General features: G+C 71.9%; 21 protein-coding genes. 7 read left to right on the top strand and 14 right to left on the bottom strand.

Annotated features, from left to right (window positions below; translation table 11 throughout):
- Positions 1 to 267: 267 nt before the first annotated feature.
- The 4 genes from ACZ303_RS00995 to ACZ303_RS00980 are packed head-to-tail and all read left to right on the top strand — an operon-like array spanning position 268 to position 3,596.
- A complete protein-coding gene (locus ACZ303_RS00995; RefSeq protein WP_467333699.1) occupies positions 268 to 432 on the top strand; it encodes a hypothetical protein in 165 nt (54 codons plus the stop codon).
- A complete protein-coding gene (locus ACZ303_RS00990) occupies positions 429 to 1,691 on the top strand; it encodes a glycosyltransferase (protein WP_467333698.1) in 1,263 nt (420 codons plus the stop codon). Before ACZ303_RS00995 ends, ACZ303_RS00990 begins: the two co-directional genes overlap by 4 nt.
- A 46-nt stretch (positions 1,692 to 1,737) precedes the next feature.
- On the top strand, positions 1,738 to 2,931 hold the full coding sequence (wecB, locus tag ACZ303_RS00985) for a non-hydrolyzing UDP-N-acetylglucosamine 2-epimerase (RefSeq protein ID WP_467333696.1): 1,194 nt from the start codon (positions 1,738 to 1,740) through the stop codon (positions 2,929 to 2,931).
- Positions 2,928 to 3,596, top strand: a complete 669-nt coding sequence (locus ACZ303_RS00980) for a 3-keto-alpha-glucoside-1,2-lyase-like domain-containing protein (RefSeq protein WP_467333694.1) — start codon at positions 2,928 to 2,930, stop codon at positions 3,594 to 3,596. The genes wecB and ACZ303_RS00980 overlap by 4 nt, the downstream gene beginning before the upstream one ends.
- Before the next feature lie 186 nt (positions 3,597 to 3,782).
- On the opposite strand, the gene ACZ303_RS00975 is transcribed toward ACZ303_RS00980, so the two are convergent.
- The 14 genes from ACZ303_RS00975 to hisI all read right to left on the bottom strand — a co-directional run bounded on the left by ACZ303_RS00975 (position 3,783) and on the right by hisI (position 19,979).
- The gene (locus ACZ303_RS00975) at positions 3,783 to 5,243 is read right to left on the bottom strand and encodes a glutamate synthase subunit beta (RefSeq protein ID WP_467333692.1); all 1,461 of its coding nucleotides are present in this window, start codon (positions 5,241 to 5,243) and stop codon (positions 3,783 to 3,785) included.
- Positions 5,236 to 9,786: a glutamate synthase large subunit gene (gene gltB / locus ACZ303_RS00970; protein WP_467333690.1), complete on the bottom strand. Its 4,551-nt coding sequence runs from the start codon at positions 9,784 to 9,786 to the stop codon at positions 5,236 to 5,238. The genes ACZ303_RS00975 and gltB overlap by 8 nt, the downstream gene beginning before the upstream one ends.
- Positions 9,787 to 10,104: 318 nt before the next feature.
- The gene (locus tag ACZ303_RS00965) at positions 10,105 to 10,836 is read right to left on the bottom strand and encodes a VIT1/CCC1 transporter family protein (RefSeq protein ID WP_467333688.1); all 732 of its coding nucleotides are present in this window, start codon (positions 10,834 to 10,836) and stop codon (positions 10,105 to 10,107) included.
- 325 nt (positions 10,837 to 11,161) lie between these two features.
- Positions 11,162 to 12,079, bottom strand: coding sequence for a prolipoprotein diacylglyceryl transferase (gene lgt, locus ACZ303_RS00960; RefSeq protein WP_467333686.1), 918 nt, complete (start codon positions 12,077 to 12,079; stop codon positions 11,162 to 11,164).
- Positions 12,080 to 12,150: 71 nt separating this feature from the next.
- The gene (locus ACZ303_RS00955) at positions 12,151 to 13,005 is read right to left on the bottom strand and encodes a DsbA family protein (protein ID WP_467333683.1); all 855 of its coding nucleotides are present in this window, start codon (positions 13,003 to 13,005) and stop codon (positions 12,151 to 12,153) included.
- Between the two features lie 64 nt (positions 13,006 to 13,069).
- A complete protein-coding gene (trpA, locus tag ACZ303_RS00950; protein WP_467333681.1) occupies positions 13,070 to 13,885 on the bottom strand; it encodes a tryptophan synthase subunit alpha in 816 nt (271 codons plus the stop codon).
- Positions 13,882 to 15,123: a tryptophan synthase subunit beta gene (trpB, locus tag ACZ303_RS00945; protein ID WP_467333679.1), complete on the bottom strand. Its 1,242-nt coding sequence runs from the start codon at positions 15,121 to 15,123 to the stop codon at positions 13,882 to 13,884. Before trpB ends, trpA begins: the two co-directional genes overlap by 4 nt.
- A gap of 101 nt (positions 15,124 to 15,224) precedes the next feature.
- Positions 15,225 to 15,377: a tryptophan biosynthesis modulator TrpM gene (gene trpM / locus ACZ303_RS00940; protein ID WP_467333677.1), complete on the bottom strand. Its 153-nt coding sequence runs from the start codon at positions 15,375 to 15,377 to the stop codon at positions 15,225 to 15,227.
- Between the two features lie 6 nt (positions 15,378 to 15,383).
- Positions 15,384 to 16,193: an indole-3-glycerol phosphate synthase TrpC gene (trpC, locus tag ACZ303_RS00935; RefSeq protein WP_467333675.1), complete on the bottom strand. Its 810-nt coding sequence runs from the start codon at positions 16,191 to 16,193 to the stop codon at positions 15,384 to 15,386.
- A gap of 200 nt (positions 16,194 to 16,393) precedes the next feature.
- Positions 16,394 to 16,870: a DUF2752 domain-containing protein gene (locus ACZ303_RS00930; protein WP_467333673.1), complete on the bottom strand. Its 477-nt coding sequence runs from the start codon at positions 16,868 to 16,870 to the stop codon at positions 16,394 to 16,396.
- Between the two features lie 102 nt (positions 16,871 to 16,972).
- Complete coding sequence (locus ACZ303_RS00925; protein ID WP_467333671.1) at positions 16,973 to 17,215, bottom strand: HGxxPAAW family protein; 243 nt, start codon at positions 17,213 to 17,215, stop codon at positions 16,973 to 16,975.
- 112 nt (positions 17,216 to 17,327) lie between these two features.
- On the bottom strand, positions 17,328 to 17,981 hold the full coding sequence (locus ACZ303_RS00920) for a TIGR02234 family membrane protein (RefSeq protein ID WP_467333669.1): 654 nt from the start codon (positions 17,979 to 17,981) through the stop codon (positions 17,328 to 17,330).
- A gap of 76 nt (positions 17,982 to 18,057) precedes the next feature.
- Positions 18,058 to 19,584: an anthranilate synthase component I gene (locus ACZ303_RS00915; RefSeq protein ID WP_467333666.1), complete on the bottom strand. Its 1,527-nt coding sequence runs from the start codon at positions 19,582 to 19,584 to the stop codon at positions 18,058 to 18,060.
- A gap of 11 nt (positions 19,585 to 19,595) precedes the next feature.
- Complete coding sequence (hisI, locus tag ACZ303_RS00910; protein ID WP_467333665.1) at positions 19,596 to 19,979, bottom strand: phosphoribosyl-AMP cyclohydrolase; 384 nt, start codon at positions 19,977 to 19,979, stop codon at positions 19,596 to 19,598.
- Between the two features lie 98 nt (positions 19,980 to 20,077).
- On the opposite strand from hisI, the gene ACZ303_RS00905 reads away from it, so the two are divergent.
- The 3 genes from ACZ303_RS00905 to ACZ303_RS00895 all read left to right on the top strand — a co-directional run bounded on the left by ACZ303_RS00905 (position 20,078) and on the right by ACZ303_RS00895 (position 22,255).
- Entirely contained in the window at positions 20,078 to 20,956 is an 879-nt protein-coding gene (locus tag ACZ303_RS00905; RefSeq protein WP_467333663.1) for a hypothetical protein, read from the top strand.
- A gap of 61 nt (positions 20,957 to 21,017) precedes the next feature.
- Positions 21,018 to 21,650 (top strand): TIGR03085 family metal-binding protein, encoded by a 633-nt coding sequence (locus ACZ303_RS00900; protein WP_467333661.1) that lies wholly within the window; start codon positions 21,018 to 21,020, stop codon positions 21,648 to 21,650.
- Between the two features lie 56 nt (positions 21,651 to 21,706).
- The gene (locus tag ACZ303_RS00895; RefSeq protein ID WP_467333659.1) at positions 21,707 to 22,255 is read left to right on the top strand and encodes a DoxX family protein; all 549 of its coding nucleotides are present in this window, start codon (positions 21,707 to 21,709) and stop codon (positions 22,253 to 22,255) included.
- Positions 22,256 to 22,325: the final 70 nt, after the last annotated feature.

Raw genomic sequence — 22,325 nt, 5'->3', positions numbered from 1 at the left:
CCCATGTCAACAGGCAATTTCGGTCCGGAGCGCTCAGTTCCCTACAGTCCTATTGGTGCGGACCATTGATCACACGCGCCACATACGCCGCTGACCAGGCATAACAAACGGTAGGTTTACCGAATTTGAGATTCCGATCAAACAACTCCAATCAAGTCCGACAGTAGTACCCGTTGCAACTGATACCTTTCCTGCGCACGCCTCACATGAGGTGAAAATCGGGGGGAACCCATGTACGGAAAACCGGCTCTGGGGACAGTGCTGCCCATGGCAGGGCTGACGGCTGCTCCAGAAGTGCTACCGGGCATTCCTTTTGCCAGGGGATTGCAGGAAGCGGCGGGCGCGGGCTTTCTGCTCTATGTCGCGACCGCGATAGCACTGCTTTCGATCAAGTTGTGGCTTCATATGCGCAGCACCGGTGATCAGTCTTGATCACCGAACTCCTGCTCTGGTCCGCCATCGCCATCATCGTGATGGCCGGCGGCTACAACACCACCCTCTTCACGCTGTCCCGGCGCCGGATCCGGCACGCCCGCGACCCGCGCCGGCAACGCCTGTACGTCTTCCTGCTCGCGTGCCTGAACGAGGAGAAGGTCCTCGCCGAGAGCCTGGCCCGCATCACCGGATTGCCCGCCGGCAATTTCATGGCCCTGGTCATCGACGACGCCTCCGACGACGGCACCGCCGACATCGCCCGCGCCGCCGCCCGCGCCACGCCCGGCCGGGTCCAACTGCTCCAGCGGCGGCTGCCCGACGCCCGCCGGGGCAAGGGCGCGGCGCTCAACGCCGGTATCGCGCACCTGCGTTCGTCCGGGCTGCTCGACACGCACGACCCGCGCGATGTCATCGTCTGCGTCGTGGACGCCGACGGGCGGCTCGACCCGCACGTCGTCCAGGCCGTCGACCCCTATTTCGACGACCCGCGCACCGGCGGGACCCAGATCGGTGTGCGGATGTACAACCGCGACAAGGGCCTGCTGGCCCGGCTCCAGGACATGGAGTTCGTCATCTACGGCGACATCTTCCAGAGCGCCCGGCGCTACATCGGCAGCGTCGGGATGGGCGGCAACGGCCAGTTCATGCGGCTCGCCGCCCTGGACTCGCTGATGGGCGAGGACGGGCAGGGGCCCTGGAGCGACTCGCTGACCGAGGACCTCGACCTCGGGGTCCGCCTGATCGCGAAGGGCTGGGTCAACCAGCACTGCACCACCGCCGCGGTCTCCCAGCAGGCCGTGCTCGACGTACGGCGCCTGGTGCGCCAGCGTTCGCGCTGGTTCCAGGGCCACCTCCAGTCGGCGGGGCTGGTGCCGCTGATCCTGCGCGAGGTCCCCACCCGGGCCGCCGTGGACCTGCTGTACCACCTCTCCAGCCCGGTGCTGATCCTGCTCACCTCGCTGATGCCGCTGTCCTTCCTGGTCGCCCTGGGCGGCACGGTCGTCGGGTCCGTGCAGGTGGGGCGCCCGCTGATCTCCCCGATGTGGATCCTCGGGCCGTATGTGCTGTCCTTCACCGCCGCCTACGCGTACGCCTTCGTCTACTCCCGGCGGGAACGGGGGCTCGGACTGCCGCGCGCCGTCCTCCTCTCGCACGTCTTCGTCTTCTACGGCTACATCTGGTTCGCCGCCGGGTGGTGGGGCCTGTGGCGGATGGTCACCGGCAAACGGACCTGGCTGAAGACCGCGCGCACCTGAGAACCACCGCATCTGCGCCCACCGCTCGCCCTTTCTAGGGAGATCCATGTCCCCGAACATCATCACCGCGCCTGTTCGCGCCATGCTCGTGCTGGGCACCCGTCCGGAGGCGATCAAACTGGCGCCCGTGGCCCGTGCCATGGCGCTGTCCCCGCTCTTCGAGCCCCTCGTGGTCACCACCGGCCAGCACCGCGAGATGCTCCACCAGATGCTGGACCTGCTGCGGGTGCGGGTGCACACCGGGCTCGACGTGATGCGCGACCGCCAGCAGCTGTCCACGCTCACCGCCCGGCTGATCGACGGCCTCGGCGAGGTCGTCCGGGCGGAGCGCCCCGACCTCGTCATCGTCCAGGGCGACACCACGACCGCGCTGACCGGCGCGCTGGCCTCGTTCTACGAGCACGTCCCCATCGCCCACGTCGAGGCCGGCCTGCGCACCGGGGTGCTCGACAATCCCTTCCCGGAGGAGGTCAACCGGCGCCTGATAGGCCGGATGGCCCGCTGGCACTTCGCGCCCACGCCCCGGGCCGCCGGGCATCTGACGGCCGAAGGGGTGCCGGACGCCGAGGTGTTCACCACCGGCAACACCGTCATCGACAACCTGCTGTGGGTGCTGGCCGAGGGCACCGGGCGCAGCCTCTTCGAGAGCGATCTGCGGCGGGTGCTGGTCACGCTGCACCGCCGGGAGAACCAGGGCGCCACGATGCGGGGCATGGGCAGGGCTCTGCGGCGGCTGGCCGACCGCGGCGACGTCGAGATGGTGCTGCCGCTGCACAAGAGCCCCGCCGTCCGGGAGGCGTTGCTGCCGGAGCTGACCGATCACCCGAACATCCGGGTGGTGGAGCCGCTGGGCTACGTCGACTTCTCCGCCACGCTCGCCGACTGTGATCTGGTGCTGACCGACTCGGGCGGCATCCAGGAGGAGGCCCCGACGCTGGGCAAGCCGGCGCTGGTCCTGCGGACGACCACCGAACGCCCGGAGGCGGTGGAGGCGGGCGCGGCCCGGCTGGTGGGTACGGAACCGGAGTCCATCCTGGAGGCGGCCATCACCCTTTTGGATGACCCCGTCGTGTACGAGCGGATGGCGACGGCCGGCAATCCCTTCGGGGACGGCCACGCCACCGACCGTATCGTCGCGCAACTCGCCGAGGACTTCGGCGCGGACGCGGGGCCCGAGGGAGCCGTCGTGCCGCTGGTCGGCTCCCATGGCGAGGGTCCGGGGTCATACTCGACGGCATGACGAGAGTGCGCCGGCTGGTCGGCCTCGCGGTGCTCGCCGCCGTGGTGGTGGCGGGTGCCGCGCTGGTGGTGAGCGCCTTGTGGGGCGGCGACGGCGAGCCGGAACGGCCGTGGGCCGAGGGCTCGGTGCACGGTCCGTGGCGGTCGGTGTTCGACGGTCACGGCCAGAACATCGGCCGCCACGACGGCCTGGAGCTCTCCCCCATGCCGGCCCGTGTGCCGGAGGAGACCCACGCCGGGCTGATCGTCTCCACGGAGGAGTACGGGGCGGTGGGCTTCCGGGCGCGCATGCGGACGGTCGCGCAGCTGCGCACGCCGGCGCCGAATCCCTGGGAGGTGCCGTGGCTGGTGTGGGCGTACACCGATCCCGAGCACTTCTACTACATCACCCTGAAGCCGAACGGGTGGGAACTGGGGAAGCGGGATCCCGCGTACGGGGGTGGGCAGCGGTTCCTGGCCACGGGTTCCGGGAAGTTCCCGGTGGGCGAGTGGTCGGATGTGCGGATCGCCCAGCGTGACGCGCGGATGGAAGTGAGCGTGGACGGGCGGGGGTTGGTGTCGTACCAGGACCACGAGCGGCCGTACGTCGGGGGGAGGGTCGGGGTGTACACGGAGGACGCGAAGGTGGAGTTCCGGGATCTGGTGGCGCGGGGGTTGGGTGGGTGAGGGGTTTTCCCTACCCGCCCCTCCCCGCGACCGGGGGCTGAGCCCCCGGGCCCCCGTTGTCCTCAATCTCCCCCAGCTAACGCTGGGAGGTGCCCCCAGACGGGCTTGTTTTCCCGCCCCCGGGAAATACCGCGGCGCCCGCCCCCGGTCGGGGAAAAGGCGGGCGCCGCGTGCTCTAAGGGCCGCTCAGACCGTCAGCGCCCGATCAGTCGGCCGCACCGGAGCCGGCAGCGCGCTGGCCCCCGTGAGGAAGCGGTCGACGCCGCGCGCCGCGGACCGCCCCTCGGCGATCGCCCACACGATCAGCGACTGCCCGCGCCCCGCGTCACCGGCCACGAACACACCCGGCACATTGGTCAGGTAGTCCGCGTCGCGGGCGATGTTGCCGCGCGCGTCCAGCTCCAGGCCGAACTGCTCGACCAGGCCGTTCTTGACGTCCGTACCGGTGAAGCCCATGGCGAGGGTCACCAGCTGGGCCGGGATGCGGCGCTCGGTGCCGGGCTTCTGGGTGAGCTTGCCGTCGACGAACTCGACCTCGACCAGGTGCAGCCACTGGACGTTGCCGTCCTCGTCGCCCTCGAAGTGGGTGGTGGAGACGGAGTAGACCCGCTCGCCGCCCTCCTCGTGCGCGGAGGTGACCTTGTAGAGCATGGGGAACGTGGGCCAGGGCTGGTTCGCGTTCCGCTCCTCCCCCGGCCTGGGCATGATCTCCAGCTGGGTGACGGAGGCCGCGCCCTGGCGGTGGGCGGTGCCGACGCAGTCGGCGCCGGTGTCGCCGCCGCCGATGACGACGACGTGCTTGCCCTCGGCGCTGATCGGCGAGACCGTCAGGTCGCCCTCCTGCACCTTGTTGGCGACGGGCAGGTACTCCATGGCGAAGTGGACGCCCTTGAGCTCACGACCGGGCACCGGCAGGTCACGCGAGGTCGTGGCACCGGCGGCGATCACGACGGCGTCGTAGCGCTTGCGCAGCTTGGCGGCGTCGATGTCCCGGCCGATCTCCACCTCCGTACGGAACTTGGTGCCCTCCGCGCGCATCTGCTCGATGCGGCGGTTGATGTGGCGCTTCTCCATCTTGAACTCGGGGATGCCGTAGCGCAGCAGGCCACCGATGCGGTCGGCGCGCTCGTAGACGGCGACGGTGTGGCCGGCCCGGGTCAGCTGCTGGGCGGCGGCGAGGCCGGCGGGGCCGGAGCCGATGACGGCGACGGTCTTGCCGGAGAGCCGCTCGGGCGGCTGGGGGGTGACGTCGCCGCTGTCCCACGCCTTGTCGACGATGGTGACCTCGACGTTCTTGATGGTGACGGCGGGCTGGTTGATGCCCAGCACGCACGCGGACTCGCAGGGCGCGGGGCACAGACGACCGGTGAACTCGGGGAAGTTGTTGGTCGCGTGGAGGCGCTCGCTGGCGGCCCGCCAGTCCTCGCGGTACGCGTAGTCGTTCCACTCGGGGATGAGGTTCCCGAGCGGACAGCCGTTGTGGCAGAACGGGATGCCGCAGTCCATGCAGCGGCCGGCCTGCTTGCTGATGATCGGCAGCAGGGAGCCGGGGACGTGGACCTCGTTCCAGTCCTTGACGCGCTCGCCGACGGGGCGGGTCTCGGCGACCTCGCGGCCGGTGGTCAGGAAGCCCTTGGGGTCAGCCATTGCTCGCCGCCTCCATCATCTTCTCGTGGGTCTCGGTCTCCGAGAGCCCCGCTCGCTCGGCGGCGTCCTTGGCGGCGAGCACTGCCTTGTACGTGGCGGGGACGACCTTGCTGAAGCGGTCGGCCGCGCTGTCCCAGTCGGCGAGGAGCCTGGCCGCGACGGTGGAGGCGGTCTCCTCGTGGTGGCGGCGCACCACGTCGTGCAGCCACCGCCGGTCGTCGGCGTCGAGGGTGTCGACGGCGCCGGCCAGCTCCTTGTTGACGTTGTCGGGGTCGAGGTCGATGACGTAGGCGACGCCGCCGGACATGCCGGCCGCGAAGTTGCGCCCGGTCTCGCCGAGGACGACGGCGCGGCCGCCGGTCATGTACTCGCAGCCGTGGTCGCCCACGCCCTCGGAGACGACGGTGGCACCGGAGTTGCGGACGCAGAACCGTTCGCCGACGCGGCCGCGGAGGTACAGCTCGCCGCTGGTGGCGCCGTAGGCGAGGGTGTTGCCGGCGATGACGGAGTACTCCGCGAGGTGGTCGGCGCCGCGGTCGGGGCGGACGACGACGCGGCCGCCGGAGAGGCCCTTGCCGACGTAGTCGTTGGCGTCGCCCTCCAGGCGCAGGGTGATGCCGCGCGGGAGGAAGGCGCCGAAGGACTGGCCGGCGGAGCCGGTGAAGGTGATGTCGATGGTGTCGTCGGGCAGGCCGGCGCCACCGAACTTCTTGGTCACCTCGTGGCCGAGCATGGTGCCGACGGTGCGGTTGATGTTGCGGATGGGGATCTGGGCGCGTACGGGCCGGGCGTCCTCGGCGGAGGCCACGGCGAGGGCGTCGGCGGCGAGCTCGATGAGCTCGTTGTCGAGCGCCTTGGCCAGGCCGTGGTCCTGCTCGGTGACGTGGTGGCGGACGGCGCCCGCGGGCAGCTCCGGCACGTGCAGCAGCGGTGCCAGGTCCAGGCCCTGGGCCTTCCAGTGGGTGACGGCCTGGCTGGTGTCGAGGACCTCGGCGTGGCCGACGGCCTCTTCGAGGGTGCGGAAGCCCAGCTCGGCGAGGAGCTCGCGGACCTCCTCGGCGATGAACTCGAAGAAGTTGACGATGAATTCGGCCTTGCCGGAGAAGCGCTCGCGCAGCACCGGGTTCTGGGTGGCGATGCCGACCGGGCAGGTGTCGAGGTGGCAGACGCGCATCATGACGCAGCCGGAGACGACGAGCGGCGCGGTCGCGAAGCCGAACTCCTCGGCGCCGAGGAGGGCGGCGATGACCACGTCGCGGCCGGTCTTGAGCTGGCCGTCGGTCTGCACGACGATGCGGTCGCGCAGGCCGTTGAGGAGCAGGGTCTGCTGGGTCTCGGCGAGGCCGAGCTCCCAGGGGCCGCCCGCGTGCTTGAGGCTGGTCAGCGGCGAGGCGCCGGTGCCGCCGTCGTGTCCGGAGATCAGGACGACGTCGGCGTGGGCCTTGGAGACGCCCGCCGCGACCGTGCCGACGCCGACCTCGGAGACCAGCTTCACATGGATGCGGGCCGCGGGGTTGGCGTTCTTGAGGTCGTGGATCAGCTGGGCGAGGTCCTCGATGGAGTAGATGTCGTGGTGCGGGGGCGGCGAGATCAGGCCGACGCCGGGCGTCGAGTGCCGGGTCTTCGCGACCCAGGGGTAGACCTTGTGGCCGGGCAGCTGGCCGCCCTCGCCGGGCTTGGCGCCCTGCGCCATCTTGATCTGGATGTCGTCGGAGTTGACCAGGTATTCGCTGGTGACGCCGAAGCGGCCGGAGGCGACCTGCTTGATGCTGGAGCGGCGGGCGGGGTCGTAGAGGCGCTCGGGGTCCTCGCCGCCCTCACCGGTGTTGGACTTGCCGCCCAGCTGGTTCATGGCGATGGCGAGGGTCTCGTGGGCCTCGCGGGAGATCGATCCGTACGACATGGCGCCGGTGGAGAAGCGCTTGACGATCTCGCCGACCGGCTCGACCTCGTCCAGCGGCACGGGCTGCCGGTCGCTGGTGAGGCCGAACAGGCCGCGCAGCGTCATCAGCCGCTCGGACTGCTCGTTCACGCGCTGGGTGTACTGCTTGAAGATGTCGTAGCGGCGGGTGCGGGTGGAGTGCTGGAGCCGGAAGACGGTGTCGGGGTCGAAGAGGTGCGGCTCGCCCTCGCGGCGCCACTGGTACTCGCCGCCGATCTCCAGCCGGCGGTGGGTGGCGGCGATGCCGGTGGCCGGGTAGGCCTTGGCGTGCCGGGCGGCGACCTCCTGGGCGATGACGTCCAGGCCGGCGCCGCCTATCTTGCTGGCGGTGCCGTGGAAGTAGGTGTCGACGAAGGTCTCGTCGAGGCCGACGGCCTCGAAGACCTGGGCGCCGCGGTAGGAGGCGACGGTGGAGATGCCCATCTTGGACATGACCTTCAGGACGCCCTTGCCGAGCGCCTTGATGAGGTTGCGGATGGCGTCCTCGGGCTCGATGTCCGTCAGGAACGTGCCGGCGCGGACGAGGTCCTCCACGGACTCCATGGCCAGGTACGGGTTGACGGCGGCGGCGCCGTAGCCGATGAGCAGGGCGACGTGGTGGACCTCGCGGACGTCACCGGCCTCGACCAGCAGGCCCACCTGGGTGCGCTGCTTGGTGCGGATGAGGTGGTGGTGGACGGCCGAGGTGAGCAGCAGCGAGGGGATCGGGGCGTGCTCGGCGTCGGAGTGCCGGTCGGAGAGGACGATCAGGCGGGCGCCGTCCTCGATGGCCGCGTCCACCTCGGTGCGGATGGCCGCCAGCCGGGCGGCGAGCGCCTCGGCGCCGCCGCCGACGCGGTAGAGGCCGGAGAGGGTGGCGGCCTTCAGGCCCGGCAGGTCGCCGTCGGCGTTGATGTGGATGAGCTTGGCGAGCTCGTCGTTGTCGATGACCGGGAAGGGCAGGGTCACGCTGCGGCAGGAGGCCGCGGTGGGGTCCAGGAGGTTGCGCTGAGGGCCGAGGGAGGAGACCAGCGAGGTGACGAGCTCCTCGCGGATGGCGTCCAGCGGCGGGTTGGTGACCTGCGCGAACAGCTGGGTGAAGTAGTCGAAGAGGAGCCGGGGCCGCTCGGAGAGGGCCGCGATCGGCGAGTCGGTGCCCATCGAGCCGATGGGCTCGGCGCCGGCCTTGGCCATGGGCGCGAGGATGACGCGGAGCTCTTCCTCGGTGTAGCCGAAGGTCTGCTGGCGGCGGGTGACCGAGGCATGGGTGTGCACGATGTGCTCGCGCTCGGGGAGGTCGGCGAGGTCGATCAGGCCGGCTTCCAGCCAGTCGCCGTAGGGCTTCTCGGCGGCCAGTCCGGCCTTGATCTCGTCGTCCTCGATGATGCGGCGCTCGGCGGTGTCGACAAGGAACATCCGGCCGGGCTGGAGGCGGCCCTTGCGGACGACCTTGGCGGGGTCGATGTCGAGGACGCCGACCTCGGAGGAGAGGACGACGAGGCCGTCGTCGGTGACCCAGTAGCGGCCCGGGCGCAGGCCGTTGCGGTCGAGGACGGCGCCGACGAGGGTGCCGTCGGTGAAGGTGACGCAGGCCGGTCCGTCCCAGGGCTCCATGAGGGTGGAGTGGTACTGGTAGAAGGCGCGGCGGGCCGGGTCCATGGAGGCGTGGTTCTCCCAGGCCTCGGGGATCATCATCAGCACGCTGTGCGGCAGCGACCGCCCGCCGAGGTGGAGGAGCTCCAGGACCTCGTCGAAGGAGGCGGAGTCGGAGGCGTCGGGGGTGCAGACGGGGAACGTCCGCTCCAGGCTCTCGGCGGAGCCGAACAGGCCGGAGGCCAGCTGGGACTCGCGGGCCCGCATCCAGTTGCGGTTGCCCTTGACGGTGTTGATCTCACCGTTGTGGGCGACGAACCGGTACGGGTGGGCCAGCGGCCAGCTGGGGAAGGTGTTGGTGGAGAAGCGGGAGTGGACCAGTGCGATCGCGGTGGCGCAGCGGCGGTCGGAGAGGTCCGGGAAGAACGGCTCCAGCTGGCCGGTGGTGAGCATGCCCTTGTAGACGATGGTCCGCGCGGACAGCGAGGGGAAGTAGACGCCCGCGTCGCGCTCGGCGCGCTTGCGCAGGACGAAGGCCCTGCGGTCCAGGGCGAGGCCGGTGTCCGTGGGGTGGGACACGAACAGCTGGCGGAAGGCGGGCATCGTGGCGCGGGCGCCGTTGCCGAGCAGGTCCGGTGCGACGGGGACCTCGCGCCAGCCGAGGACGGTGAGGCCCTCCTCGGCGGCGATCGTCTCGATCCGCGAGACGGCCGCGTCCGCGGCGGCGTCCTCGGCGGGGAGGAAGGCGATCCCGACGGCGTACGCGCCGGCCTCGGGGAGCGGGAAGGTGACGCTCTCGCGGAGGAAGGCGTCGGGGACCTGCAGGAGGATGCCCGCGCCGTCGCCCGAGTCGGGCTCGGAGCCGGTGGCACCGCGGTGTTCGAGGTTGCGCAGGACGGTGAGTGCCTGCTCCACGAGCGCGTGGCTCGCCTCGCCGGTGAGGGTCGCGACAAAGCCCACGCCACAGGCGTCGTGCTCATTGCGCGGGTCGTACATCCCCTGCTGGGCGGGGTGGGATGCGGCAAACATGGGGCGCATCGGCTCTCCCGTCGTCGTCTGGCAGTCATGGCATGTGCATGTGCCGAGGGACGACGTTGGCCCTCTGCGAAGAAATTTGGTGCAGGTTACATGATGGACCGCTTCTCAAAAAGCGGATACTTCGTTCCAGCATGTGGACGCTGCTGACGAGGTGGCGAACTCCGGAAGCCCGGGATCACCAGGCCCGGCTCTGCCGGGCATAGCGCAGAGCGGGCGGCGTTGCCCGCTGCGCTTCCGGATTGTGCCCGGTCGTCGAGGGCTTGAAACCGCGAGGTAACGCGTACGTTATGCGGATGCCCGCATAAAGCATCACCCCAGGGCGGTGCCGAAGGCAAGACCGAGGACGTAAGTCACACCCGCGGCCGCGCCGCCCAGCAGCAGCTGGCGCAGTCCGCTGTACCACCAGCTGCGCGCCGTCACCCGGGCCACGACGGCGCCGCAGGCGAAGAGCCCGAGCAGGGCCAGCAGCACGGCCGGCCACAGCTGGGTGGCGCCCAGCAGATACGGCAGTACGGGCAGCAGGGCGCCCAGCGCGAACGAGCCGAAGGAGGACACGGCGGCGACCGTCGGGGACGGAAGGTCGGAGGGGTCGATACCGAGCTCTTCGCGCGCGTGGATCTCCAGCGCCTGCTCGGGGTCGCTGGACAGCTGCCGGGCGACCTCGCGCGCCAGCAGCGGCTCGACGCCGCGGGACTCGTACAGCGCGGCGAGCTCGGCCTGCTCGTCGGCGGGGTGCTTGCGCAGCTCGCGCCGCTCGATCTCCAGCTCGGCGAGGACGAGCTCGCGCTGCGAGGCGACGGAGGTGTACTCACCGGCGGCCATGGAGAACGCGCCCGCCGCGAGCCCGGCCATCCCGGCGATCACGATCGTCTGGGAGGAGGTGGAACCCCCGGCGACGCCCGTCATCAGGGCGACGTTGGAGACCAGCCCGTCCATGGCACCGAAGACGGCGGGGCGCAGCCAACCACCGTTCACATCGCGGTGCGTGTGGTTGTCGCGATGCGCGATGTGCGGTGCCGCGACGGCTTCCAGGACAGACATCTCTCCGGGTACTCCCTCTCCCACGGGGAACAGGCTCTGCCGCCTCGCCCCCACGAGTCGAAGGTACGCACGATTGCGCTTGCCGCGCTAGCAAGGAAGGCCGAACTTACCTCTGTGACCTGCGGCTTTGCTGTGGGCTGGGGGAAATTCCGTTCGGGCCGGGGTCGGTTGGGCACCGCCGGGCTTCGTCGCGGGGGGGGGGCGCCGCCGCGGCGGGGAGTTGGCGCCGGGGGCGGCGGGGTCCGGTTTTCCCCCCGCGACGGCGAAAGGCCCCCACGGCCGGACCGGCGGTGCCGGGCTGACCGTGGGGACCTTGGCGTGCGCGTCAGAGTTTCTTCGGCTCGGCCGGGCCCCTCTTGGGGCCCTTGCCCGTGCCCTCGCCGCCTTCGGCGGGCTCGGTGGAATCGGCGACATCATCCGATTCCACCGCCGGCTCCACCACCAGCTCCCGGCCAGGGCACCGCTTCGCGGAGATCACCATGTAGACGACCGCCGCGATGAAGACCACGATCGACGTCCAGCCGTTGAGCCGCAGGCCCAGCACATGGTGCGCGTCGTCGACGCGGAGGTATTCGAACCAGAAGCGCCCTACGGTGTACGCCGCCACGTACAGCGCGAAGGCCCGGCCGTGGCCGAGGGTGAAGCGGCGGTCCGCCCAGATGACCAGGCCCGCGATGGCCAGGCACCACAGCGACTCGTACAGGAACGTCGGGTGGTACGTACCGGCGACCCGTCCGATCGCCGGGTCCGCGTCGATCTTCAGCGCCCATGGCAGGTCCGTCGCCCGGCCGTACAGCTCCTGGTTGAACCAGTTGCCCCAGCGGCCGATCGCCTGGGCCACGGCGAGGCCGGGGGCGAGGGCGTCCGCCCAGGCCGGGAGGGGGATGCCGCGGCGGCGGCAGCCGATCCACGCGCCGACCGCGCCGAGCGCGACCGCGCCCCAGATGCCGAGCCCGCCCTCCCAGATCTTGAAGGCGTTGACCCAGTCGCGGCCCTCACCGAAGTACAGCTCGTAGTCGGTTATCACGTGGTAGAGACGCCCGCCGACGAGCCCGAAGGGCACCGCCCACACGGCGATGTCGGCGACCGTGCCCGCCCGGCCGCCGCGCGCGATCCAGCGTCGGTTGCCGAGCCAGACGGCGACGAAGACGCCGATGATGATGCAGAAGGCATAGCCGCGCAGCGGGACCGGTCCGAGATGGACCACCCCGGTCGACGGGCTGGGAATGTAAGCGATGTCCATGGCAGCACCGACGCTACCCTGCCGGGCCGACGGAACGGCAACCCGCCCGGTGCAACAGCTGGGTAACGCCCTCAGCCCTTGGCCCCGGAAGTGGGCTTCGCGGTGGTCCCGGCCGTGGTCTTGGCGGTGGTCCCGGAGGACGACTTCGACGACGTCTTGGACGTGACCATCTGCCGCAGCTTGTCCGGGGTCAGCGGGTTGCTCTGGTCGTTGTAGACGTCCTTGCCGTCGAGGAGGATGGTCGGGGTCGCGTGGTACGAGGACTTGCTGAACGCGTCGTGGGACTTCTTCACCCAGCTGTTGTGGGTGCCGTCCTCGACGCACTTGCGGAAGGCCGGGGTGTCCAGCCCCTGGACCTGCCCGGCCAGCTCGATCAGGCGCGACTTCCTGCCGAAGGCGTCGTCCGTCTCGGCGGGCTGGTTCTTGTAGAGCACGTCGTGGTAATCGGCGAACTTCCCGACGTCCTGGGCGCAGGCCGCGGCGTTGGCGGCGTTGAGGGAGCCCTGGCCGCGGAGGTTGTTGTCGATCAGCGTGACCAGGTGGTACTCGGTCTTGAGCTGCCCCTTCTTCTCCAGGTCACGGATGGTGTCGCGGAACTGGATCTCGAACTGGCCGCAGCCGGGGCAGCGGAAGTCCTCGTAGACGGTCAGGGTGGACTTGGCCGCGGACTTGCCGACCGGGACGGTCACGGTGTCCTTGCCGGTGGCGCCCTGGGGGGCGACCAGCGGGCCGGCCGTCTCCTTCTTCTTGTCCTTGCCCGCATTGGCCACCAGGGCCCCGATGCCGGCGCCCACGCCCAGGACCGCGACCACGACCGCGCCCGCGATCAGGGCCCGCTTGCGCTTGGCCCGGGACTCTTCCTTCTGGCGCTGTTCCTGCAGCCGCTCACGGGCGGTGCGCTTCCCCTCAGGGTTCTTCTGGCTCACGTCCCGGTACAACGAACCGGGGGCGCGGCATGCGCGCCCCCGGTCGCCGGTTCCTTCAAAAGAGTTACGCGCGCTTGCGTACGCCCTCGGCGAGTTCACCCGCGAGAGTGCGGACGGCGGCCAGGCCCGACTCCAGATCGGGGGCGTCCAGCAGCCGCTTGACGAAGGCCGAGCCGACGATGACACCGTCGGCGAACTGCGCGACCTCCTGGGCCTGCCCGGCGTTGGAGACGCCGAGGCCGACGCAGACGGGCAGGTCGGTCACGGCCCGGGTGCGGCGCACCAGGTCCTGTGCCTCCTGGCCGACGGACTCGCGGGTGCCGGTGACGCCCATCAGCGAGGCCGCGTAGACGAAGCCGCTGCCCGCCGCCGTGATCTTGGCGAGCCGCTCGTCGCGGCTGCTGGGCGCGACCACGAACACCGTGGCCAGGCCGTGCTGTTCGGCGGCCTTGCGCCACACCTCGGACTCCTCGACCGGCAGGTCGGGCAGGATGCAGCCCGCTCCCCCGGCCTCGGCGAGGTCGGCGGCGAACCGCTCGACGCCGTAGGCGTCGACGGGGTTCCAGTACGTCATGCACAGCACGGGCGCGCCCGTCGCGGCGTGCGCCTCGCGGACCGTACGGATCACGTCGACGATCTTGACGCCGCCGCGCAGGGCGATGTCGTCGGCGGTCTGGATGACCGGGCCGTCCAGGACCGGGTCGCTGTGCGGGAGTCCGATCTCGACGATGTCGCAGCCGCCCTCCAGCATCGCCGTGACGGCCCGTACGCCGCCGTCGACGGTCGGGAAGCCGGCGGGGAGATAGCCGACGAGGGCGGCGCGGTTCTCGGCCTTGGCCTTGGCCAGGGCCCCGCTCAACAGGTCGATGCTGCCGCTCACTTCGCGTCCCCCTCGGTGTCGTACAGCCCGAAGTAGCGGGCGGCGGTGTCCATGTCCTTGTCGCCCCGGCCGGAGAGGTTGACCAGGATCAGTCCGTCCTCGCCGAGCTCCCGGCCGATCTCCAGCGCGCCGGCGAGCGCGTGCGCGCTCTCGATCGCCGGGATGATGCCCTCGGTGCGCGAGAGCAGCCGCAGCGCCTGCATGGCGTCGTCGTCGGTGACGGCCCGGTACTCGGCGCGGCCGATGTCCTTCAGATAGGAGTGCTCGGGGCCGATGCCGGGGTAGTCGAGTCCGGCCGAGATGGAGTACGGCTCGGTGATCTGGCCGTCCTCGTCCTGGAGGACGTAGCTGCGGGAGCCGTGCAGGATGCCGGGGGTGCCCGCGGTGAGGGTGGCGGCGTGCTCGCCGGTGGCCAGGCCGTGCCCGCCGGGCTCGCAGCCGATCAGGCGGACACCGGTGTCGGGCAGGAAGGCGTGGAAGAGGCCGATGGCGTTGGAGCCGCCGCCGACGCAGGCCACGGCGGCGTCCGGCAGGCGGCCGGTGCGCTCCAGGATCTGGCGGCGGGCCTCGACGCCGATCACCCGGTGGAAGTCGCGGACCAGCGCCGGGAAGGGGTGCGGGCCGGCGACGGTGCCGAAGAGGTAGTGGGTGCGGTCGACGTTGGCGACCCAGTCGCGGAACGCCTCGTTGATGGCGTCCTTCAGGGTGCGGCTGCCGGACTTCACGGCGATGACCTCGGCTCCGAGCATCCGCATCCGGGCGACGTTGAGCGCCTGGCGCTCGGTGTCGACCTCGCCCATGTAGATGGTGCACTCCAGGCCGAAGAGCGCGCAGGCGGTGGCGGTGGCGACGCCGTGCTGGCCGGCGCCGGTCTCGGCGATGACGCGGGTCTTGCCCATGCGCTTGGTGAGCAGCGCCTGGCCCAGCACGTTGTTGATCTTGTGCGAGCCGGTGTGGTTGAGGTCCTCGCGCTTGAGGAAGACACGGGCGCCGCCCGCGTGGCCGGCGAAGCGCGGCACCTCGGTGAGCGCGCTGGGGCGCCCGGTGTAGTTGACCATCAGGTCATTGAGCTCGGCCGCGAAGGCGGGGTCCGCCTTGGCCTTCTCGTACTCCGCGGCGACCTCGTCGACGGCGGCGACGAGGGCCTCGGGGATGAACTTGCCGCCGAAGGCGCCGAAGTAACCGTCGGCGCTGGGCGAGAGCCCCTCAGGGTCGGGCACGAAAAATTCAGAGGACACGTACGTACTCCTCGAACGGGTATGAGGTTCTGGGCAACGGGTGGGCGGGCGGGAAACACCCGCCGCAGGCGCGAGGGCGCCGCACCCGGCAACGCGATGGGCTAGAGCGGCGCGCTGCCGCACCATCGCATCCCGTTGATCTGCCCAGGCTCACAGCCGATGTGGTACCGCACGCGCCGTCCCAGAACGCGCCGCGCGGGCGCACGGCAGCCACGCGGCCGGCAGCCGCGAGCGAGCCGTGCGTACGCCGTCATCCCCGGTCAGCTCCTGCCGTGCCGCAGCGCCGGGTGCGCGCCGGCGGCGACCAGGTCGGCGACGGCGCCCTTGGGGTCGCGGCCGGTCACCAGGGACTCGCCCACCAGGACCGCGTCGGCGCCGTCATTGGCGTAGGCGATCAGGTCGTGGGGGCCGCGGACGCCGGACTCGGCGATCTTGATGATGTGGTCCGGGATCTCGGGGGCGACGCGGGCGAAGGTGCCGCGGTCGACCTCGAGGGTCTTGAGGTTGCGGGCGTTGACGCCGATGATCCGGGCGCCGGCGTCCACCGCGCGCTGGACCTCCTCCTCGTCGTGCACCTCGACCAGGGGGGTGAGTCCGATGGACTCGGCCCGCTCGATGAGGGAGACGAGGGCTTCCTGCTCCAGCGCGGCGACGATCAGCAGGACCAGGTCGGCGCCGTAGGCGCGGGCCTCCCAGAGCTGGTAGGCCGTGACGATGAAGTCCTTGCGCAGGATCGGGATGTCGACCTTGGCGCGGACGGCCTCCAGGTCGGCGAGCGAGCCGCCGAAGCGCCGCTGCTCGGTGAGGACGCTGATGACGGCCGCGCCGCCCGCCTCGTAGTCCGCGGCGAGGCCCGCGGGGTCGGCGATCGCCGCCAGCGCGCCCTTGGAGGGGCTGGAGCGCTTGACCTCGCAGATCACGCTGACGTTCTCGCCGCGCAGGGCGGCGACGCCGTCCTTGGCCTGCGGGGCCTTGGCAGCCCGCTCCTTGAGCTCGTCGAGGGTGACGCGCGCCTGCCGCTCCGCGAGGTCGGCACGGACTCCGTCGATGATCTCGTCGAGCACACTCACGCGAGCGGCCCCCTTCCGGACTCGGATGGTCTGGGCTGGTGCGGCGGGAAATGTCGAATCTTCCTCACCAGGCACTGCGATGGTACTTGCCGGAGGGCGAAGGTTTCGCATCCGGTTGACGCACGTCCCACAACGTGGATGCCCAGTGGACACCACCCGGACGCCCTGGGGACAGACCGCCGTGCGGCCCCGCGGGGCGGCTACGGGACGAGCGCGGAGCCGAAGGGCAGGTTCCGTACGGCGGTGAAGACCAGGACGAGCGCGCCCAGCGCCCACCAGTGGCCGGCGCGCGGCAGCGGTGACACGCCGCCGCCCTTGAGCGCCCGGGTGAGCCACAGGACCCATAGGCCGGCGAAGGCGGCGTAGCCGGCGACGGCGAGGACGTTCGCGCTCAGGGCGGCGGCGAGGTCGCCGTGGCACAGGGCGTGGAGGCCGCGCAGGCCGCCGCAGCCGGGGCAGTACAGGCCGGTGTGGCGCAGCAGGGGGCAGGCGGGGTAGTGGCCGGGCCGGTTGGGGTCGACGGCGCCGACATAGGCGGTGGCGGCGGCGAGGACGGCGGCGACGCCGAGCGGGGCGGCCAGGCGGCGCGCCGGGTGCCTGGGCGCGGCGGCCCGGCGAGGGGCGGGCGCGCGGTCTCGTACGCGGCCTTCCGGGGGGCCGTCGGCGCAGTCCGTCACATCTGGCAGTCTCCGCCGGACAGCGCGAAGGCGCAGCTCAGAGCTCCGTACGTTCGGCCGTACGGGCCCGGGGCCGCGCCTTCGGTGAGTGCTCGCGGGGGGTCAGCCCTGGGGCTGGGCCTGCGGCTCCGACTTCGCCGTGCTGCCGCCCTTGGGGACCATGCCCAGGCCCATCATGCGCATGATGCCGCCGACGATGCCGCCGAGGGCGATCACGCCGATGCCCGCCCAGAACCCGACGGGCTTGGCCGCCACCATGAACGCGCCGGCGACGCAAAAGCCGATGAAGGCGATCGTGACACCGGTCCAGGCGGCCGGGGTGTGTCCGTGGCTGGTACCCGCCATGACTATGACTCCTCGTTGCTGTGGCGCGCCCGCGGGCGCGGAGAACGCTCATGGTCATTGTCCCCGACGGCGGGGGCCGCCTCGATCTGGGGTGGGGCGTGTCACGGCCGAGTCACGGCCGGGCGTCCCCGGTGGGGTCCTCGCCGCGGTCGAGTGCCTTCCACAGCTCCTCGGGGCGGTCGGGGTCGGGGGCCGTGCGGCGGGCGCGCGGGCGGGGGGTGCCGTCGCGCTCGTAGCGGCTGGACATGGTGGGCCAGTGGCGGCCGTGGCGCAGGGCGAGGAAGCCGGCGAGGAGCAGCAGGACGCCGCCGGCGAGGGCGACCCAGGGCCAGGCGGTGTGGGTGACGCCGGTGACGGCGGTGCCGGTGAGGCCGCTGGTCCTGGCGGCCTTCTCCTCCAGGGCGGCGGTGTCGAAGGCGCCGGTGACGGCGCCCGCGACGACGCCGGCGCCGCTGAGGGCGAGCAGCGCGGCGACGACGGTGCGCCAGGCGCCGCGGACGGCGAAGACGGCGACGAGCGCGGCCAGGGCGACGATGGCCAGGGCGCCGGGCAGGCCGTTGATGTCCTGGCCGCTGGCGTGCTCGGTGACGGCGTCGCGGATGCCGGCGGCCCGGCCCTCGGTCCAGGTGCGGCCGCCGGACAGCAGGACGAGCGCGGCGCCGGCGGCGCCGGACAGCAGGGCGACGGCGACGCTGCGCCGCTTGGCCGCGCCTGCGCGGGCGGCGGGCTCGGCGTGGGGGCGGGGGTGGGGTACGGCTGCGCTCACGGTTACCACTATCCCTCGTCCGGTGCGGCCGGACGCCCGGGGGTCCCCCGAGGGGTGCCCGGGGTCCGGCCGGGGGTCACGCGCGGTGCGGGAGCCGGTTGGCGGAGTGCACGGCGCGCAGCACGGCGGCGGCCTTGTTGCGGCACTCGGCGTCCTCGGCCGCCGGGTCGGAGTCGGCGACGACGCCGGCGCCGGCCTGGACGTAGGCGGTGCCGTCGCGCAGCACGGCGGTGCGGATGGCGATGGCGGTGTCGGAGTCCCCGGCGAAGTCGAGGTAGCCGACGCAGCCGCCGTACAGGCCGCGGCGGGCGGGCTCGAGCTCCTCGATGATCTGCATGGCGCGGGGCTTGGGCGCGCCGGAGAGGGTGCCGGCGGGGAAGCAGGCGGTGAGGACGTCGAAGGCGGTGCGCCCGGAGGCGAGGCGGCCGGTGACGGTGGAGACGATGTGCATGACGTGGCTGTAGCGCTCGATCGACATGAAGTCGACGACCTCGACGCTGCCGGGTTCGCAGACGCGGCCGAGGTCGTTGCGGCCGAGGTCGACGAGCATGAGGTGCTCGGCGCGTTCCTTGGGGTCGGCCATGAGCTCGTCGGCGAGGGCGGCGTCGGCCTGCGGGGTGGCGCCGCGCGGGCGGGTGCCGGCGATGGGGTGCACCATGGCGTGCCCGTCCTCGACCTTGACCAGCGCCTCGGGGCTGGAGCCGACGACGTCGAAGCCGTCGAAGCGCAGCAGGTACATGTACGGGCTGGGGTTGGTGGCCCGCAGGACGCGGTAGACGTCGAGCGCGGAGGCGGCGCAGGGGGTCTCGAAGCGCTGGGAGGGCACGACCTGGAAGGCCTCGCCCGCGCGGATGCGCTCCTTGATGTCCTCGACGGCCGTCATGTAGTCGGGGCCGCCCCAGCGGGCGGTGTACTCCGGCAGCTCCGAGGGCGGCAGCGTGGTGGGGTCGGTGGGCGCGGGCCGGCGCAGGTCGGCGGCCATGGCGTCGAGGCGGGCGACGGCGTCGGCGTAGGCCTCGTCGACGCCGGTGGCGAGGTCGTTGTGGTTGATCGCGTTGGCGATCAGCAGGACGGTGCCGTTCCAGTGGTCGAGGACGGCGAGGTCCGAGGTGAGCAGCATGGTCAGCTCGGGCAGGCCGAGGGTGTCGGCGCCGTGTTCGCCGATCTTCTCCAGGCGGCGCACGATGTCGTAGCCGAGGTAGCCCACCATGCCGCCGGTGAAGGGCGGCAGTCCGGTGCCCTCCATGAGGTCGCGGGGGGTGTGCAGGGCCGCCACGGTGGCGCGCAGGGCCTCCAGCGGGTCGCCGTCGGTGGGGACGCCGACGGGCGGGGTGCCCAGCCAGTGCGTCCGCCCGTCGCGGACGGTGAGGGTGGCGGCGCTGCGGACGCCGATGAAGGAGTAGCGGGACCAGGTGCGGCCGTTCTCGGCGGACTCCAGCAGGAAGGTGCCGGGCCGTTCGGCGGCGAGCTTGCGGTAGAGGCCGACGGGCGTGTCGCCGTCGGCCAGGAACCGGCGGGTGACCGGGATGACCCGGCGGTCCTTCGCGAGCGTGCGGAACGTTTCGGCGTCGGGGGTGGTCTCAACCGGGGTCGTGGCAGCCATGGCAGCGGATGCTACTTGCCCAGCGGGAGGACGTCGGCATCGAAGCACGTGCGGTCGCCGGTGTGGCAGGCGGCGCCGACCTGGTCGACCTTGACGAGGAGGGTGTCCCCGTCGCAGTCCAGGGCCACGGACTTCACGTGCTGGGCGTGGCCGGAAGTGTCGCCCTTGACCCAGTACTCCTGGCGGCTTCGGCTCCAGTAGGTGCAGCGGCCGGTGGTGAGGGTGCGGCGCAGCGCCTCGTCGTCCATCCAGCCGAGCATGAGCACCTCGCCGGTGTCGTACTGCTGGGCGATGGCGGGGACCAGGCCGTCGGCGTCGCGCTTGAGGCGGGCGGCGATGGCGGGGTCGAGGCCGGGGCCGGGGAGGGGGGCGCTGGGGCTGGTGGTGCCGGTCATGGGGTCCATTGTGCCGCTACGGGCGGGGTGTCCGGGTGCCGATCTCGTGAGCGGGGCCCGCCGGTCGGATTGTCAGTGGCGTACGGCATGCTTCGACCATGACGTCTCCGCCTCCGCCGCACTCCCCGCAACCTCCTGGTGACAGCGGTGGGTTCGGTCCGCCGCAGAGCTACGGCCCGCCCGGCCAGCCACCCGCCCAGCCGTACGGGCAGTCCTATGGGCAGCCGAACAGCCAGCCGAACGGCCCGCAGGGCTATGGGCAGCAGGGTTACGGGCAGCAGCAGGGTTTCGGCCAGCCCGGTCAGCCCGGCCGGCCTTACGGTCAGCAGCCGTACGGGCAGCAGTTCGCGCCGCCGATGCCTCCGCCGCCGTCGGGCGGCAATGGCGCGAAGGTCGCCGCGATCGTGGTGGCCGTCGTCCTGGTGGCGGGTCTCGTGGTGGGCGGCATCATCCTGACCGCCGGTGGCGGGGACAAGAAGGTGTCCGCGAAGCCGAAGCCCTCGGCGAGCCCCACCGCGCCGTCCACCGCCCCGTCCGCGGATCCCGCCGCGCCCGGTGACGAGCCGTCGGGCTTCAACCCGTCGCCGTCCTCGGACGCCTCCTCGCCGTCGGTCTCCCGGGTGCCGTATGTGGTGCTCAAGCCCGGCGAGTGCTTCGACCACCCGCATCTGAGCAGTGGTGTGACCCGGGTGACCAAGCGGTCGTGCGACGGCAGCCACGACGGCGAGGTGATAGCCAACGAGACCCTGACGGGCACGTACGAGACGGAGCTGGCGATCCAGGCCAAGGCCAAGGACCTGTGCGAGAAGAAGGCGCAGAAGCGCGTGAGCTCCATAACCGACGGCCGCACGTATTACTCGTACACCCTGTATCCGGCCAAGTCGACCTACGACCGCGGTCAGAACCAGGTCACCTGCACGATCACGCGGAGCACCTCGCCCGGTGGCGCGAAGCTGACCGAGGCGCTGCCGGGGTAGGGGGCGGCTCCGGGGCGCGGCGCCGTGGCACGGACGGCGCACGGGTCGTAGGGTGGCGCCCATGTCGACCCACGCGCAGCGCGAACGCCTGCTCCTCGCCGACCTGTTGGAGACGGTGGGCCCGAACGCCCCGACGCTCTGCGACGGCTGGCGCGCCCGTGACCTGGCCGCGCATGTCGTAGTGCGCGAGCGGCGGAGCGACGCCGCCGCCGGACTCGTGATCAAGGTGCTCGCGTCCCGGCTGGAGCGGGTGCAGGCCGAGTTCGCCGCGAAGCCGTACGAGGAGCTGCTCCAGCTCATCCGCACCGGCCCGCCGCGCCTGTCGCCGTACGCACTCAAGCAGGTGGACGAGGCCGCCAACACGGTGGAGTTCTTCGTGCACACCGAGGACGTCCGCCGCGCCCAGCCGGACTGGACACCCCGCGAGCTGGACCCGGTCTTCTCGGACGCCCTGTGGGCGCGGCTGGAGCGGGCGGCCCGGCTGCTGGGCCGCCGGTCGCCGGTGGGTGTGGTGCTGCGCCGCCCCGACGGGCGGACGGCGGTGGCGCACCGCGGGGCGCCGGTGGTCACGGTCACCGGTGAGCCGGGCGAGCTGACGCTGTTCGCGTTCGGCCGTCAGGGCGCGGCGCGGGTGGAGCTGGACGGCGACGACAACGCGATCGCGAAGCTGGGCGGGGCCACACTGGGAATCTGAGGGCCTCGAAAGGGCCGCGGGGGGGTCGGACACCGACAAGGAAGAAGGCACCCATCGTGGCGTTCCGCAGCAGAAACCTTCAGAACGTGCCGCCGCCCTCGTCCGCGCACGCGGCGTCGCCGACAGGTCTCTCCCTGGGACTCCTGCTGCTGCGGCTGATGCTCGGCATCATCATGGTGGGGCACGGCACGCAGAAGCTCTTCGGGTGGTTCGGCGGGCCCGGGATCGACGGGACCGCCAAGGGCTTCGCCGACTCCGGGTACCCGGTGCCCAGGACCATGGCCGTCATCGCCGGGCTCAGCGAGGGCCTGGGCGGTGCGGGGCTCGCCCTCGGGCTGCTCACGCCGCTCGCGGCCGCCGCGGTGCTGGGCACGATGATCAACGCGCTCAACCTGACGTGGGACGGTGGATTCTTCCTCCCCAAGGGCGTCGAATTCACCCTTTTGGTCGCCGTCGCGGCGGCGAGTCTCGCCCTGACCGGGCCGGGGCGCTACGCGGCCGACCGTTTCCTGCCGGGGCTGCGGGTGCACCGGCTGTCCTACGGGGTGGGCGCGGTGGCGCTGGCGCTGGCGGCCGGGGTGGTTGTCCTGCTGCTCCGGGACTAGGGCGGGTGTCGGGGGTTCTTCTCCCTGGCCCGCCCCTTCCCGTGACCGGACAGCCCCTCTTCGGCTCACA

The organism is Streptomyces sp. NPDC023527 (assembly GCF_055560115.1).
The sequence above is the reverse complement of the archived record's forward strand: the minus strand, read 5'-3'. Positions and strand labels throughout refer to the sequence as shown.